Raw genomic sequence first — 16690 nt, forward strand, 5'->3', positions numbered from 1 at the left:
GAAAATATAAGGCAGTTGTTTTTTTATTTTTAGTTTTTGGTTTTTAGGTATTCATCTCTAAATTCTAGCGGAGTTTTTGAAGTTATTTTTTTAAATACTGTACTGAAATAACTCTGATTGTTATATCCTACAGAAAGTGAAACATCAAGTAGAGATATATTAGGCTTTTTTAATAGTTCTTTGCTTTTTTCTATTCTATAGTTGTTTAAATAGTTTATAAATGTTGAGCCAGATTCTTTTTTGAATATGCTACAAAAATAGCATTTATTTACGTTTAATTGTTTACAAACATCATCTATTGATATTTCATTAGCATAATTTTTTTCAATATATTTAATAGCATGATTTACAACAGGAGAGTTAATCATATTTGATTTATTACTACAAATATGATTATGGATAATGTAAGAGTGTAATTTAATAATATTTTGCAATCCATCTTCTGTTAGTGTATTAATAGCATTAGTATCATTAGGATTTTCATTAATTATATATGGTCCTAGTAATAGAGATATTTTAGTATTGTCATAATGATTAAATCTAATACAAGTAAAAGCTATATCAGTATTTATATTAAACGAAAAAGTATTAGAGCAAAAATCAGATTTCTTAAGTTCCTCTATAGCTTTAGAAGTATAAAAAGAATTATTTATTTTTGAATCATGATTATAAGTAAATATAGTTTCAAATTTATAGTTTAAAACTAATATTGGAATAGTAAGGCAGTTGAAGAAATTAGTTAATATATTTGAAATCATTAATTTTAGTATCCTTCCCTTAAAATTTTTTAATGTTTTTAAAATATAAAAATATTGTTAAAAAAAATATAAATATTGTTAAAACATATTAAGAAGATATATGATATCATCTTAAAGTAAATGAGAATCAATATCAATAATTATCGAATATAATTATTAATATGTCAATTAGAAGATATAAATAAATTTTAGAAATACACTTAGGGGGAATAGAGATATGTTAAGAAAGAAACTTTGTAAGATGTTAGCTGCTTTAATGGTATCAACAATAGTATTAGGAAATAGTGTACAAGCTGTTGGAGCTACAGTAGTTGAGACTATAGCTAGTGAAGGGGAAAACCAAGGAAATGTCTTAGCTGATGGAACATATAAAATAACAAATAAAACCTTACAAAAAGGAACGGATAATAATAGTGCAATAAGAAATTATATAGATACAAATTCTATTGTAACAGTTAAAGATGGAAAAATAACAGTAACTATGAAGTATAATGAAAATGGATTAGAAACTGTAAAATCAACAAATTCAATAACTGTTGACGGACAAGAAATTGAATTTAAGAACAATGAAGATGGTTCAATAAGTTTTGAAATAAGTTCAATAGATACTTTATATACAAGAGTAAAAATTAACTTAACATATTATAATGCTATGATTCCGGAGTTTATTGCACCAGGAGGAATGCATGCAGTTGATGTTGATTTACTACATGAAGGTGAATTAGTAAAGGACTCTTCTAATGATTCAGGTAGCGACAATGAAAATCAAGATAATGTTTTAGCTAATGGAATATATAAAATAGCTAACAAGGCATTAAAAGTAGGAACAGATAGTGAGAGTGCAATAAGAAATTATATAGATGCAAATTCTATTGTAACAGTTAAAGATGGAAAAATTACTGTAACTATGAAATATAATGAAGCTGGATTAAAAACTGTACAATCAACAAATGAAATAATAGTAGATGGAGAAAAGGTTAACTTAACAAAAAATGAAGATGGATCAATAAGTTTTGATATTGAATCAATAGATGTATTATATACAAGAATTAATGTTAATTTAACTTATCATGATGAGAATCTTCCAGAGTTTATTTTCCCAGGGAAAATACATACAGTTGATATTGAGTTATTACATGAAGGAGAATTAACTGAATATAAAGAAGATGATTCTTCAGAAGATTCAGGCAATAACGGTGAAACAAACAAGCCAGGTGATGAAAATAACGGTGGAAACACTGGAAACGAAGGTTCAAACAATGGTGGTTCAAATAATAATGGTTCTAATAACGGCGGTTCAAATAGTGGAGTAACCGAAGAACAAGGAGCTAAGGTTTATACAGGTAAAAATAACGTAACTCATGATAGTGAGACAGGGCTTAGTATGGCAAGAAAAGCTTTAGAAGAAACATTAAAAGTTGAAGATGTAAACGGGAAAAAATATGTTACATTAACATTTACACCTATGGGATCAAAAATGATGAATAATCATACAGTATACGTTAATGGAGCAAAAGTAGAGGCAACTAAATCAGTAAATGGTGAGATTGTTAGTTTAAGATTTGCTGTTGGAAGCTTAGAAGATTCAATAAAAGTTTCTGCTTATGTTACTATGATGGGAAGCAATGTTGAATTCGGAGTTGATATATTAGAAGATACATTAACATTAGTTACAGATGGGACAACTAATAATGGAGGAACAACTGGAGGAGTAACAGGTGGTACAACAAGTGGTTCAACAACTGGTAGCACAACTAATGGAACAAGTGGAAATACAACAACTACTGAAGAAACAAAGATAACTAAAGGTAAATTATATTCTATTCAAAATAGTGTAACTCATGAAAGCGAAACTGGAAGATCAATGGCTAGAAAATACTTAAATTCTACTTCAAAGGTTGAAGAAATAGATGGTAAATACTATGTTACTTTAACTTTCACTGGAGCTGAATTTATGCAAAGTCATGAAATTTATGTAAATGGTAAAAAAGTTACTGTAACTAAGAGTACAAGTGGAGATACAACAAATGTTAGATTTGCAGTTTCAAGTTTAAGTGATAGCATAAAAGTTAAAACTTATGTAGTACCAATGTCTAGAGAGGTTGAATTTGGTGTTACATTATTAAAGGATACTTTAACATTCATCAAAGAATACACAGTAGATAAGCTACCAGAAACAGGAGCACCTATTGGTTCAGGAGCAGTTGCAAGTTTAGGAATGATTTTAACATCTGCAGGTGTTGTTTTAGCAAAAAAAAGAAAGTAATATAAACAACTAATAATATTATATGAGGGGGTAAATAAAATAGTAAATCTATTTATTTGCCTCCTAATTTAGGTTTTAAAAAATAAGGAGAAGATAAAAATGAAAATATTAAATAAATTTAAAGGTATGTTAATGGCTATAATGGCTTTAGGAATATTGGTTACTTTAGGAAGTAAAAATGTATATGCAACAGAAAATAATATTGCAAGTGGAATATATGAAGTTGAAAATGATGTTTATCATGAATCAGAAACTGGAATGGCAATGTCAAGAACTTACCTTTTACCATCAATGAGTGTAGAAGTTACAAAAGATCATATAATTTATACTATTGGTTTTTCAGGAAGCGATTATATGGAGAACTATAGAATGAAGGTTAATGGAGGAGAAGTTCCAGTAGAGTTAGTAGAAGAAAACAATGAAGATGGAACTGTTAAATTAAAGGTTGAAGTTGATAAAGTAGATGCAGATATGGATGCACTTATTTATGTTGGTCCTATGGAAAGAGATGTTGAGTTTAAGGTTATACCTAAGATGGAAACTTTAACTTTAATAGAGGCAATAGAAGAAGTTGAAGAAATGCCAGCAGAAGATGAAGTAGTAAATGAAAATGAAGAAGTTCAAATAGAAGAAAGTCTAGCAGTAGCAGCAGACAAAGAAGAAAATAACAATAATGTTGCTTTAATTATAGCTGGAGTAGTTGTTATAGTTGCAATTGGAGCATTAGTAATTGTAAAAGCAAAAAAGAAGTAACAAATAACTTAAAAGATTTATAGGAAGGTTATACATTATGAAATATAAAAGAATTATATCTATGATAGCAGCAGGGATTATGACTTTAGGATTGGTAAGTTGTAGTTCTGAAAGTAGCGAAGATAAAACTGTTGCAATAGGTAACGGGGAAGAGGTAGTAGTTGCTACATCTGTTGCAGTAACAGAAATATTAGATGCATTAGGAGTTAAAGTTTCAGGAGTACCAAGTACTGTATATGAATTGCCAGAAAGCACCAAAGGGGCGGTAGAGGTTGGAAATCCAATGAGTCCGGATTTAGAAATAATTAAATCATTAAATCCAACAATGGTAGTATCAGTAGATACTTTAGGGTCTGATTATATGAATTTATTTACAGAAAATAACATTCCAAGTGAATTTATTTCTTTAGAAAGCTTAGATGGATTAAAAGAAGCAATAACTAATTTAGGAGAAAAATTTGATAAAAATGAGGAAGCTAAGGCCTTATTAGAAGAAATAGAATCAAAGGAATTAGAAGTTAAAGAAAAAGCGGAGTCTTTAGAAAATCCAGAAGTTCTAGTTTTATTTGCGGCACCAGGTTCAACAATGATAGCAACGTCAAAATCTTATATCGGAAGTTTAGTTGAACTTGTTGGTGGAAAAAACATAATTGAAGATAATAGTACATCATTTACAACTTATAATAAAGAAGATTTAGCTATGCTTAATCCAGAAAAGATTTTAGTTATGGTGCATGCTTTACCAGAAGAAACAAAAGCAGCATTACAAGCAGAAATGGCAAGTGATTCTGCATGGCAAAATATAAATGCTGTAAAAGAAGGAAATGTAATTTACCTAGATAGTGAATATTTTGGAATGAGTGCAAACCTTAAGGTTATTGAAGGATTAGAGATATTAAGTGATATAGTTCATGGTAGTGGAGAATAATTATGAGAGTTTCAGATAAAAAATTTAAATTATCATTTATAGTAATATCCTTAATAGTGTTATTAGCAACTATATTAATTTCATTAAAGTTAGGTAGTGTAAATATAACATTTAAAGAACTTATAAGCGGGTTGTTTTCAGGCCAGTCAGATGGAAATATTGGAATTATTAAAGATTTAAGAATGCCGAGAGTGATAATAGCTGTATTAGTTGGAGCAAATTTAGCGATAGCAGGGGTTTTATTACAATCTGTAATAAGAAATCCACTAGCAGATCCATATATAACAGGTATATCTTCAGGGGCTTGTGTAGTTACAATTTTCTTTATGGTATTTATACCAAGTGTAACTAATTTAAGACCTATATTTGGATTCTTTGGTGGATTAGTATGCTGTGTGATTATTTATTTTATGGCATATAAAAATGGATTATCGCCAATAAGAATTGTATTAGCAGGTGCAGCATGTAATGCATTATTAGGTGGGTTCTCATCTATGATTACTGTTAGTGCAGGGCTTGGAGCAAGTAATATTCAAAAGTGGATGATGGGAAGTCTAGCAACGGTTAATTGGAGTAATGTACATATACTATTAATTTATTCTGTTATAGGAATAGTTGCAGCATTACTATTAAGCAAGGTTTGTAATATATTAGCTCTTGGTAGTAAAAATGCAAGAAGCTTAGGTTTTAACTCTGATCTATATATGATAATAGTTACTGCTGTAGCTGTATTTTTAGCTAGTATATCAACTGCAATTGCAGGTATTATATCCTTTGTTGGATTAGTTGTACCACATGTTTGCAGAATTATTATAGGATCTGATCATAAGTATTTAATTCCTTGTAGCGGAATAGTAGGAGGATTCTTAGTATTATTTGCTGATACTGTTGGAAGAATGGCCATGAGACCTAATGAAATACCAGTAGGAGTAGTAACTGCTATATTGGGAGCACCATTTTTCTTATATCTTTTAAGAAGGAGTGACTTAAAGTAATGATAAAGGCAAAGGACTTATACTTCTCTTATAATAAAGATAAAAACTTTATTACTAACTTAAGTGTTGAAATAGAAAAGGGAAAGATAACGACTATATTAGGACCTAATGGTAGTGGTAAATCTACGCTATTAAGTATATTTGCAGGATTGAACAAGCCTACTTCTGGAGAAGTAAGTATTAATGGAAAATCTGTAAAGGCTTTAAAGCAAAAAGAATTAGCAAGAGAAATCGCCACAGTTCATCAACAAAATACAGTTCCTAGTGATATTACTGTTAAAGAATTGGTGTCTTATGGCAGAATTCCTCATAAAAAGTATTTCCAAGGAAATAATGAAAGCGATGATGAAATCATTGAATGGGCTATGAAAAGGACAGGTCTTGAAAAGTTAAAAGATAAAGCTGTTATGAGTATGTCTGGAGGAGAAAGACAAAGAGCTTTTATAGCAATGGCCTTAGCACAAAAAAGTGAAATTTTATTTTTAGATGAACCTACAACATATTTAGATATTTATCATCAAGTTGAGATATTAGAACTTGTTAAGGAGTTAAATGAAGAAAGTAAATTAACAGTTGTTATGGTATTACATGATATTAATCAAGCTATAAAATATAGTGATAATGTTATAGTAATGAAATCTGGACAAGTGATATCAAGCGGAAGAGCTAATGAAGTTATAAATATGGATTTACTTAATAATGTATATAAAATTGGTGGATTTATTAATGAAATGGAAACAGAAACAGTATTTGTTCCATTAAAACTATAAAGTTTAAAAAGGAAGTATAATATGAATAAGAAAAATAAAGTATTAACAGCTGCAGTTTGTGGAGTGATAGTGAGCTCAATAGGAGCAGGCTTCTTATTAAATAAACCTAAAGAAGAAGCTAAAGCTGATATAGCAAAAGATATAGAAGAAATTGAAAATGTTGAAACAGAAGAAGTTGTTGAAGAAATAGAAACAGCTGAAGATAATCTTGAAAATGAAGTAGAAGAAGTAATAGATAACGCTGAAGATGAGGTAGCTGTAGTAACTAATGAAAGTTCATCTTCAAATAATAACACAAGTGATAGTAGTGCAAGTGTAAATTCTGCAACTAATTCTAGTGCTAATAGCTCTAGTGAAAATTCACAAAATAATACTGCAAGTAATTCACAAACAGGAAGTAATGTAGTTGAGGAAGTAAAGAATGAAGTAAGTAATGGAAATTCAAATTCCAATTCAACTGTTACAGATAGTGTAGAAAGTACATCTAAATATAAAGATGGTACTTATTCAGGATCAGCATCAGGTTTTTCAGGAACATTACAAGTTAGTGTACAAATATCTAATGATGTAATAACAAGTATTACTGTTACTAGTCATAATGATACTGAAGTATTTGCTGATAGAGCTATAGAAGAAATACCTAGTAAAATAATATCAAGTCAAAGTACTAGTGTTGATGTAGTTTCAGGTGCAACATATACTAGTAACGGAATAATAAATGCAGTTAGTAATGCTTTAAGTAAGGCACAATAATTATTAACTGTTTAGGCTTTATAAATAAGTTACCATATGGTAACTTATTTTTTATGTAATTTATATATGATAATTTTTTATATATAGAAAATAGTATTTATTAATCTTTTAAAAGCTATCAAGAAAAAAATATAAGATAAATTATAATAAGTAGGGAACTATAAAAAGAGAAAAATAAAATTAGCTCTATAGGGGAGATGGTTATATGAAAAGTTTTTTTGAAAAAGAAGATTTTATATTTAATACAAGAGTTTATCAAAAGATAGTATATAATAATAAAGAAGATATATTATTTAAAATAGAGGATATAGCAGAAAAGGCAACTTTAATTATGAGAGACTATGAAGAGAAATTAAGTTTTTTTAAAGAAAATAGTGAGATAAGTAAAGTAAATAGAAATGCTGCTAAAGGCTTTACTAAAGTTTCCCTTGATACTTTTGAAATCTTAAAAAATTCTACTTATTATTCTAAATTAACTAATGGTATATTTGACATAACTATTGCTCCATTAGTTGAAGAATGGGAGATTAATAGCAATAACCCTAAAGTTTTAAGTGAGAAAAAAGTTAAAGAACTAAAAACTTTAGTAGATTATGAAGATGTTATTCTAAATGAAAATAACTTATCTGTTATGTTATTAAGAGAAAATCAAAAGATAGACTTAGGTGGAATAGCTAAAGGGTATATTGCAGATAAAATAATTGAGTTTTATAAAGAGAATAATATAAATTCAGCAATAATAAATATAGGTGGAAACATAAAGGTTTTAGGAAAGAAAGACCATGATTCATTATGGAGTGTTGGAATATATGAACCTAAAAAACACAGTGAAAAATGTATTTGTTCTATTGAGGTTGAAGATAAATCTGTAGTTACATCAGGGGCTTATGAAAGAGCATTTATATATAAAGATGAATTATATTGTCATATATTAAATCCTAAAACTGGCTATCCTATAAAATCAGACTTGAAATCAATAACAGTAGTAAGTAGTGAATCTATAGATGGAGATGCACTTTCAACTCCTTTATTTATTATGGGAAAAGATAAGGCTTATGAATTTATGAAAAAGCATAATATTAGTGGAGTAATGATTACCAATAATGATGAGATAATAATTACTAAAGATTTATTAGAAGGCTTTAAATTATTTGAAAATTATAAGGTATTAGCGTTTTAATAAGTTTATGTTTAAAAGGTATAAGGAAACTATTAAATAGTTTTCTTATACCTTTTTTTACTTTGCATAGTTTTTTTATATTAAAGGTAATATTAAACAAATATTTTGGCGCTATTATTGCTATATATATATTAGTGTAATTATTTAATAAAAATTTTGTTTGGAGTATTGGGAGGCTATTATGGATTTTAAAGCAATTAAATTACAAGCAGAGGGATATGAAAAGAATATGACTAAGTTCTTAAGGGACTTAATAGCAATACCAGGAGAAAGTTGTGGAGAAAAAGATGTTATAAGTAGAATTGCTGAAGAAATGGAAATGTTACGATTTGATAAAGTTGAGATTGATGGAATGGGTAATATTTTAGGATATATGGGAACTGGAGAAACATTAATAGGGTATGATGCTCATATTGATACAGTTGGACTTGGAGAATTAAGCAACTGGGACTTTGATCCATATAAAGGTTATGAAACAGAAGAAGAGATAGGTGGGCGTGGAGCATCAGACCAACTTGGTGGAATTGTATCAGCGACTTATGGAGCTAAAATAATGAAAGATTTAGGCCTTTTAAGTGATAAATATACTGTATTAGTAACAGGCACTGTTCAAGAAGAAGATTGTGATGGATTATGTTGGCAATATATATATAACGAAGATAAAGTAAAGCCTGAATTTGTAGTAATTACAGAACCTACAAATGGAAATATTTATAGAGGTCAACGTGGACGTATGGAAATAAGAGTAGAAGTTAAGGGAATTTCTTGCCATGGTTCTGCTCCGGAACGTGGAGATAATGCCATATATAAAATGGCAGATATACTTCAAGAAATAAGAGTTTTAAATGATAATCTTCATTATGATGAATTCTTAGGAAAGGGAACTGTTACTGTTTCTGAAATATTCTTTAATTCACCATCACGTTGTGCAGTTGCAGATATGTGTGCAATATCATTAGATAGACGTTTAACAGATGGAGAAACATATCAATCAGCTTTAGAAGAAGTAAGCAATTTACCATTTGTAAAGAAATATAAAGCTGAAGTATCAATGTATAAATATGAAAGGCCAAGCTATACAGAACTTGTATATCCAACAGATTGTTATTTCCCGACATGGGTAATTCCAGAAGATGCACCAGAAACTAAAGCTATGGTTGAAGCCTATAAGGGAATGTATGGAGAACCAAAGGTTGATAAATGGACATTCTCAACTAACGGAGTTTCTATAATGGGTAGATTCGGAATACCTTGTATAGGATTTGGACCAGGAAAAGAAGAAGAAGCCCATGCACCAAATGAAAAGACTTGGAAAGCTGATTTAGTAAGATGTGCTGCGGTTTATGCTGCTATGCCAACTATTTACTGTAAGAATAAATAATAAATATTAAGCAGTAATATTTTAAAATAATGAGAATAAAGGGAGAGATATAAAATGGGATTAATGGATAAATATATTGAAATATTAGATGGATTAAACTTTAAGGATATGTATAATAATGATTTTTTATTAACTTGGGAGAAGTCAGATGATGAATTAAAAGCTGTATTTACAGTTGCTGAAGCTTTAAGAGAATTAAGAAAGAATAATATATCTTCAAAGATATTTGATAGCGGACTTGGAATTTCATTATTTAGAGATAATTCTACTAGAACTAGATTTAGTTTTGCATCAGCTTGTAATTTACTTGGACTTGAAGTTCAAGATTTAGATGAAGGAAAATCTCAAATAGCTCATGGGGAAACAGTAAGAGAAACTGCAAATATGATTTCATTTATGGCAGATATAATTGGAATCAGAGATGACATGTATATAGGAAAAGGTAATGCATATATGAGAGAAGTTTCTAAGGCTGTTAGGGAAGGATATAAAGATGGATGTTTAGAACAAATTCCAACTTTAGTTAATTTACAATGTGATATAGATCATCCAACTCAAGTAATGGCAGATACATTACATTTGATAAATGAATTTGGCGGAATAGAAAATTTAAAGGGAAAGAAAGTTGCTATGACTTGGGCATATTCTCCTTCATATGGAAAGCCATTATCAGTACCACAAGGAGTAATAGGATTATTAACTAGATTTGGAATGGATGTTGTACTTGCTCATCCAGAAGGATATGAAGTAATGAGTGAAGTAGAAGAAATAGCAGTGAAAAATGCAAAAGAGTCAGGTGGATCATTTACAAAGACAAATTCTATGGCAGAAGCATTTAAAGATGCAGATATAGTATATCCAAAGAGTTGGGCACCATTTAGTGCTATGGAAAAGCGTACTGATTTATATGCAAAGGGAGATACCGAGGGAATTAAGGATTTAGAAAAGGAATTATTAGCACAAAATGCAAAATATAAAGATTGGGAATGTACAGAAGAGTTAATGAAGACAACAAAAGATGGTAAGGCAATATATCTACATTGCTTACCAGCAGATATAACGGGAGTAAGTTGTGAAAAAGGGGAAGTAGAGGCTTCTGTATTTAATAGATATAGAACATCATTATATAAAGAGGCTAGTTTTAAACCATATGTTATTGCAGCAATGATTTTCTTAAGCAAAATTAAGAATCCACAAGAAACTTTAAAAAATCTTCAAGATAAAGGAAAAGAACGCCAAAGTAAATAATGGCTTAATGAATAAATAAGAAATAATAAAGAGTGATTAAGAAATAAGAGAAAGATATACTCTTAGCTCTTAGATAAATCTCTATTGATAATATTTATAGAAAATGGGGGTCGAAATGAAAAGAAAAATAGTAATTGCTTTAGGTGGAAATGCTTTAGGTAATACACTAGCAGAGCAAATGGTAGCTGTAAAATCAACAGCAAAGGCTATAGTTGACTTAATAGAGCAAGGCAATGATGTTATTATATCTCATGGAAATGGGCCTCAAGTAGGAATGATTAATAGTGCTATGACAGAATTTCATAAAACAAATAAAAAATATTCAATATGCCCTATGTCTGTATGTGTTGCAATGAGCCAAGGATATATAGGCTATGATTTACAAAATGCGATAAGAGAAGAATTGTTAAATAGAAATATAAATAAAGGAGTATCAACAATAATAACTCAAGTTGAAGTAGATTCCAAGGATAGTGCCTTTGATAATCCAACTAAACCTATAGGTGCATTTATGACTAAGGAAGAGGCCGACAGTATAATTAAAGAAGGTAAAAAGGTAATAGAGGATAGCGGTAGAGGTTATAGGAGAGTCGTTGCATCCCCTAAACCTATTGGAATAGTTGAAGTTGAAACTATAAAAGCTTTAGTTGAAAGTGGGCAAGTAGTTATAGCTTGTGGTGGTGGTGGAATTCCTGTAGTTAGTGAAGGAAATCACTTAAAAGGTGTTGGTGCAGTAATAGATAAGGATTATGCTAGCTGTGTATTAGCAAAATTTATAGATGCAGATTGCTTTATAATTTTAACATCGATAGAAAAGGTAGCTATAAACTTTGGAAAAGAAAATGAAAAGTGGCTTGATGAAGTTACTACAAAAGAAATGAGAGAATATGTTAGTCAAGGGCATTTTGCACCAGGATCGATGAAGCCTAAGGTAGAAGCCGCAATAGAGTTTGCAGAATCTAAGGAAGGTAGGTATTCATTGATTACTTTATTAGAAAAGGCTAAATATGGTATAGAAGGAAAGACAGGAACTAAAATATATAAATAGATAGAGTTTAAAGGGGAGAGTGGGTGAATATGAAAGAAAGAATAGAATGGAAAGAAAATACTTTGCCAAAGGTAGAGGATGCAAATAGATTAAAGTTTTTAAGTAAAGAAGAAATTGAAAAGACAAAACAATTTCATAGTAGTTTTCCACAATATAAAGAAACACCATTAGTTAATTTAGATAATTTAAGTAAGCAAATAGGTGTTGGAGGAATATATATTAAGGATGAATCATATAGATTTGGATTAAATGCATTTAAGGTATTAGGTGGATCTTTTGCTATGGCAAAATACTTAGCTCAAAAGTTAGGTAAGGATATTTCTGAATTACCATATGAAAAGTTAATATCTAATGAAGTAAGAGAGAAGCTTGGTGATATAACATTTGTAACTGCTACAGATGGAAATCATGGAAGAGGTGTAGCGTGGACTGCTAATAAATTAAAGCAAAAATCAGTAGTTTATATGCCTAAGGGTTCTTCTCAAACTAGACTTGAGAATATAAGAAAAGAAGGTGCTGATGCATCAATAACTGATATGAATTATGATGAAGCTGTTAGGTTAGCTGCTAAATATGCAGATGAACATAATGGGGTTATTATTCAAGATACTGCATGGGAAGGTTATGAGGATATTCCAGCTTGGATAATGCAAGGTTATGGAACTATGGGATTAGAGGCATTAAATCAACTTAAAGATTTTGGAATTGAAAGACCAACACATATATTTATACAAGCAGGGGTTGGGTCTTTAGCAGGTGCAATTCAAGGATTTTTTGCATCGGTATATAAGGAGGATTGTCCTATAACTACAATTGTAGAAGCTAGTGAAGCTGCTTGTATTTATAAATCTGCTGTTGCTAATGATGGTAATTTAAGAATTGTAGATGGTGATATGCCTACTATTATGGCAGGATTAGCCTGCGGTGAGGCAAATATTATTGGGTGGGATATTCTTAAAAATCATTCAAAGATGTTTATTTCTGCACCAGATTATATTTCTGCAAATGGGATGAGAATACTTGGAAATCCAATTCAAGGAGATAAGAAGGTAGTTTCAGGTGAGTCAGGAGCTGTAACACTAGGATTGTTATATGAAATAATGACTAATAAAGAGTATTCAGAGTTAAAAGAAAAATTAGGCTTAGATGAAAGTTCAAAGATTCTTTTATTTAGTACAGAAGGCGATACTGATCCGGATAAGTATAGAAAAATTGTTTGGAAAAATGAATATTAAAAAATAAAAAATAGCACCTATCTGTTTAAAATTGAAATTTTTGGTAAAATTAATATATTGTAGTTAAAATTAAAAATATCAAAAAGTAGGTGGGATTATGATTTTAATTGGAAATGGACGAGTTATTACTAATGATAATAATAATACTTTTATAGAAAATGGATGTATAGCCATAGAAGGCAATATGATTAAAGAAGTTGGGGAAACTTCAAAAATTAAATATAAATATGCTAATAAGTATGATGAGTTTATAGATGCTAAAGAGAAGCTTATAATGCCAGGAATGATAAATACTCATCATCATATATATAGTGCTTTTGCTAGAGGATTAGATTTAAAAAATCCGCCAGCAGAAACCTTTACTGATATTTTAAAGAATGTCTGGTGGAGAATTGATAAAAAGCTTTCACTAGAAGACATAAGATATAGTGCATACACAACTTTAATTGAATGTATAAAAAATGGTGTAACAACTGTTTTTGATCATCATTCAAGTCCTATGTCAGTAGAAGGAAGTTTATTTGCAATATCTAATGTAGCTGATGAATTAGGAATAAGAGGGTGTTATTGCTATGAAGTTTCAGATAGAGATGGACAAAGAATACTTAAACAAGGAATTAATGAAAATATTGATTTTATAAAATATGCTAATGAAAAGGAAGATGATATGACTAAAGGTATGTTTGGAATGCATGCATCATTTACTTTAAGTAATGAAAGTTTAGAAAAGTGTAGAGAAGCTATGGATGGAATTGATGCAGGATATCATATTCATGTATCAGAGGGAATAGAAGATTTAAAAAATAGTTTAATATGTAGTGGAAAAAGAACTGTTGAAAGACTATTTGATTATGGAATATTAGGTGAAAAGACAATTGCATCTCATTGTATACATGTTAATAAATATGAGTTAGATATCTTAAAGGAAACTAATACAAGTGTTGTTAATAATCCGGAATCTAATATGGCTAATGCAGTAGGTGTTGCACCTGTAATTAAAATGATAGATAAAGGAATTAGAATAGGTCTAGGAACAGATGGATATACAAATGATATGTTTGAATCAATGAAGGTTGAGAATATTATTAATAAACATAATTTATGTAATTCTAATGTTGGATTTATGGAAACAGCGAAAATGATATTTAATAATAAAGAGATTGCTTCAAAATATTATAATAAACCATTAGGTGTTTTAGAGGAAGGAGCATATGCTGATGTTATAGTAGTAGACTATAATCCTATGACTCCTATGGATAAAAATAATTACTTTGGACATATTTTATTTGGTGTTTCAGGTAGAAGTGTTGATACAACTGTTATTAATGGAAAAGTTGTAATGAAAGATAGAGTAATAGTTAACATTGATGAGGAGCTTATTTATAAGAAAGCACGACAAGTAGCAGAGAAGTTGTGGAAGAAACTTTAAATAAGAATAAAGAGGGGGGATATGGGAATGGCAAGTTTAAATATTGATATATTAGGAATGAAATTTAGTAATCCGATTTTTACTGCAGCTGGACCAGGTGCAAAGGATGGAGAACTTTGTGTAAAGGCAGTACAAGGGGGAGCTCGAGGAATAGTTACTAAAACTATATCAGAAAACCCGGCAGATGTACCAAGACCTTGTATGGCAAAAACTAATTCAGGTTTTTTAAATACAGAGTTATGGTCAGAGTTACCAAAAGAACAATGGGCAGCGAAAGAGTATAAGAGAGCAAAGGAAGCTGGAGTTCCAATGATAGTAAGTATGGGATATACAGCAGATCAAATTTCAAAGGTTGCACCTTTAGTTAAACCTTATGCAGATGCAGTAGAACTTTCTACACATTATGTTGGAACAGATATTGGACCAATAGTAAATGCTATGAAGGCTGCAAAATCAGCATTGGATTGTCCTGTTTTTATGAAGTTAAGTCCTCATACCGATATTCAAGGTATAGCAAAAGCATTAGAGGATGCAGGAGCAGACGGATTAGTTATGATTAATTCCTTTGGACCTTGTATGGCAATTGATATTGAAACTGGATATCCGATTATGGGAAGTGAAAAAGGTTATGGATGGCTTTCAGGATCACCAATAAGGCCATTAGCTGTAAGAAATATATATGATGCATCAAGAGTTGTTAATATTCCTATTATAGGAGTTGGAGGAGTTACCTCAGGAAAAGATGCTGCTGAAATGTTAATGGCTGGTGCAAGAGCAGTACAAGTATGTACTGAAGCTATATTAAAGGGACCAGGTGTTTATGGAAAAATTGCTAAAGAGTTAAATGACTTTTTAGATAGCCATGGATATAGTAACGTAAATGAAATAATAGGTATTTCTCATAAGAAGGCAGAGGAAAGAAAATTTAGAACAACTTCTATTCCACCTAAGGTTAATTTAGATAAATGTATAAAATGTGGACAATGTAAAGTAAGTTGTGTATATGAAGCTATTGATATAAAAGATAAGTTGCACATAGATAATAGTAAATGCTTTGGATGTGGTCTTTGTGTAACTAAATGTCCTAAAAATGCCCTAACAATACAATACAATTAAAGTAGTGAGGAGAAGGGGATATGGTCAATTTTTTACTAAATGGAAAGGTATGTAGTATAGGGGAAGAGGAATCTTTAATAAGGTTTTTGAGAGATACGGAAGATTTAATATCAGTAAAAAATGGCTGTGGTGAGGGAGCTTGTGGAGCTTGTATGATTCTAGTTGATGGACGGGCAACTAAAGCTTGTATATTAAAAGGAGAAAAAGTTAAAGATAAAAAAATTATTACAGTTGAAGGTTTAGATGATAAGTATAAAAGAGCTTTTGCTTATTCATTTACAAAGGTTGGAGCAGTTCAATGTGGTTTTTGTATACCGGGAATGGTTATAAGTGCTACAGGATTATTTAATAAAACATTAACTCCAACTTTGGAAGACGTAAAAAAAGCACTTATAGGAAATATATGTAGATGCACAGGATATAAAAAAATTGAAGAGGCCATATTAATGGCAGCTGAAATTATAAGAGATAATAAAGATATACCATTAGTAAAGTGCAAAGGGCTAGTTGGCGAGCCTTTGGGAAGAATTGATGCAGAGGATAAGGTATTAGCTATAGATGGATACTGTGATGATTTAAAGATAGATGGAATGCTTTATGGAGTTGCACTTAGACCAGAATATCCAAGAATATTAATAAAAAATATTGATTATAGTGAAGCTTTGAATTTAAAAGGGGTAGTTAAGGTTGTAACTGCTGCTGATGTACCAGGAAATAGATTCTGTGGACATTTAAAAAAGGATTGGCCAGCTCTAATAGCAATAGGAGAAGAAACTAGATATGTAGGTGATACCATTGCATTAGTTGTGGCAGAAAGTGAAGATATAGCA

General features: G+C 30.1%; 15 protein-coding genes. 14 read left to right on the forward strand and 1 reads right to left on the reverse strand.

Going from position 1 to position 16690, the window contains the following annotated elements:
• Positions 1-29: 29 nt before the first annotated feature.
• Positions 30-758 carry an AraC family transcriptional regulator gene (locus tag Q0G30_RS10440; protein WP_294389516.1) on the reverse strand — a complete coding sequence of 243 codons (729 nt, stop codon included), beginning with the start codon at positions 756-758 and terminating at the stop codon, positions 30-32.
• Between the two features lie 217 nt (positions 759-975).
• On the opposite strand from Q0G30_RS10440, the gene Q0G30_RS10445 reads away from it, so the two are divergent.
• From Q0G30_RS10445 to Q0G30_RS10510, 14 genes are all read left to right on the forward strand, one after another.
• A complete protein-coding gene (locus Q0G30_RS10445) occupies positions 976-3024 on the forward strand; it encodes an NEAT domain-containing protein (protein ID WP_294389518.1) in 2049 nt (682 codons plus the stop codon).
• Positions 3025-3123: 99 nt separating this feature from the next.
• Complete coding sequence (locus Q0G30_RS10450; protein ID WP_294389521.1) at positions 3124-3777, forward strand: NEAT domain-containing protein; 654 nt, start codon at positions 3124-3126, stop codon at positions 3775-3777.
• A 37-nt stretch (positions 3778-3814) separates the two neighbouring features.
• Positions 3815-4705 carry a heme ABC transporter substrate-binding protein IsdE gene (gene isdE / locus Q0G30_RS10455; protein WP_291655333.1) on the forward strand — a complete coding sequence of 297 codons (891 nt, stop codon included), beginning with the start codon at positions 3815-3817 and terminating at the stop codon, positions 4703-4705.
• Between the two features lie 2 nt (positions 4706-4707).
• Positions 4708-5700 carry an iron ABC transporter permease gene (locus Q0G30_RS10460; protein ID WP_195469273.1) on the forward strand — a complete coding sequence of 331 codons (993 nt, stop codon included), beginning with the start codon at positions 4708-4710 and terminating at the stop codon, positions 5698-5700.
• Positions 5700-6470 (forward strand): ABC transporter ATP-binding protein, encoded by a 771-nt coding sequence (locus Q0G30_RS10465; protein WP_195469274.1) that lies wholly within the window; start codon positions 5700-5702, stop codon positions 6468-6470. Before Q0G30_RS10460 ends, Q0G30_RS10465 begins: the two co-directional genes overlap by 1 nt.
• Before the next feature lie 21 nt (positions 6471-6491).
• On the forward strand, positions 6492-7223 hold the full coding sequence (locus tag Q0G30_RS10470) for an FMN-binding protein (RefSeq protein WP_294389530.1): 732 nt from the start codon (positions 6492-6494) through the stop codon (positions 7221-7223).
• A gap of 205 nt (positions 7224-7428) precedes the next feature.
• Positions 7429-8403 carry an FAD:protein FMN transferase gene (locus Q0G30_RS10475; protein WP_294389535.1) on the forward strand — a complete coding sequence of 325 codons (975 nt, stop codon included), beginning with the start codon at positions 7429-7431 and terminating at the stop codon, positions 8401-8403.
• 181 nt (positions 8404-8584) lie between these two features.
• On the forward strand, positions 8585-9784 hold the full coding sequence (locus Q0G30_RS10480; RefSeq protein ID WP_294389538.1) for a YgeY family selenium metabolism-linked hydrolase: 1200 nt from the start codon (positions 8585-8587) through the stop codon (positions 9782-9784).
• A gap of 54 nt (positions 9785-9838) precedes the next feature.
• On the forward strand, positions 9839-11032 hold the full coding sequence (ygeW, locus tag Q0G30_RS10485; RefSeq protein ID WP_294389540.1) for a knotted carbamoyltransferase YgeW: 1194 nt from the start codon (positions 9839-9841) through the stop codon (positions 11030-11032).
• Positions 11033-11147: 115 nt separating this feature from the next.
• Positions 11148-12080: a carbamate kinase gene (gene arcC, locus Q0G30_RS10490; protein WP_195469278.1), complete on the forward strand. Its 933-nt coding sequence runs from the start codon at positions 11148-11150 to the stop codon at positions 12078-12080.
• A gap of 29 nt (positions 12081-12109) precedes the next feature.
• On the forward strand, positions 12110-13315 hold the full coding sequence (gene dpaL, locus Q0G30_RS10495; protein ID WP_294389543.1) for a diaminopropionate ammonia-lyase: 1206 nt from the start codon (positions 12110-12112) through the stop codon (positions 13313-13315).
• Between the two features lie 97 nt (positions 13316-13412).
• Positions 13413-14744: a putative aminohydrolase SsnA gene (gene ssnA, locus Q0G30_RS10500; protein WP_294389545.1), complete on the forward strand. Its 1332-nt coding sequence runs from the start codon at positions 13413-13415 to the stop codon at positions 14742-14744.
• A gap of 27 nt (positions 14745-14771) precedes the next feature.
• Positions 14772-15860, forward strand: a complete 1089-nt coding sequence (locus Q0G30_RS10505; RefSeq protein ID WP_294389547.1) for a 4Fe-4S binding protein — start codon at positions 14772-14774, stop codon at positions 15858-15860.
• A gap of 20 nt (positions 15861-15880) precedes the next feature.
• A partial coding sequence (locus Q0G30_RS10510; protein ID WP_294389553.1) for a 2Fe-2S iron-sulfur cluster-binding protein occupies positions 15881-16690 on the forward strand: 810 nt, incomplete at its 3' end.

Source organism: uncultured Clostridium sp. (assembly GCF_934754925.1).
GTDB lineage: Bacteria > Bacillota > Clostridia > Clostridiales > Clostridiaceae > Clostridium.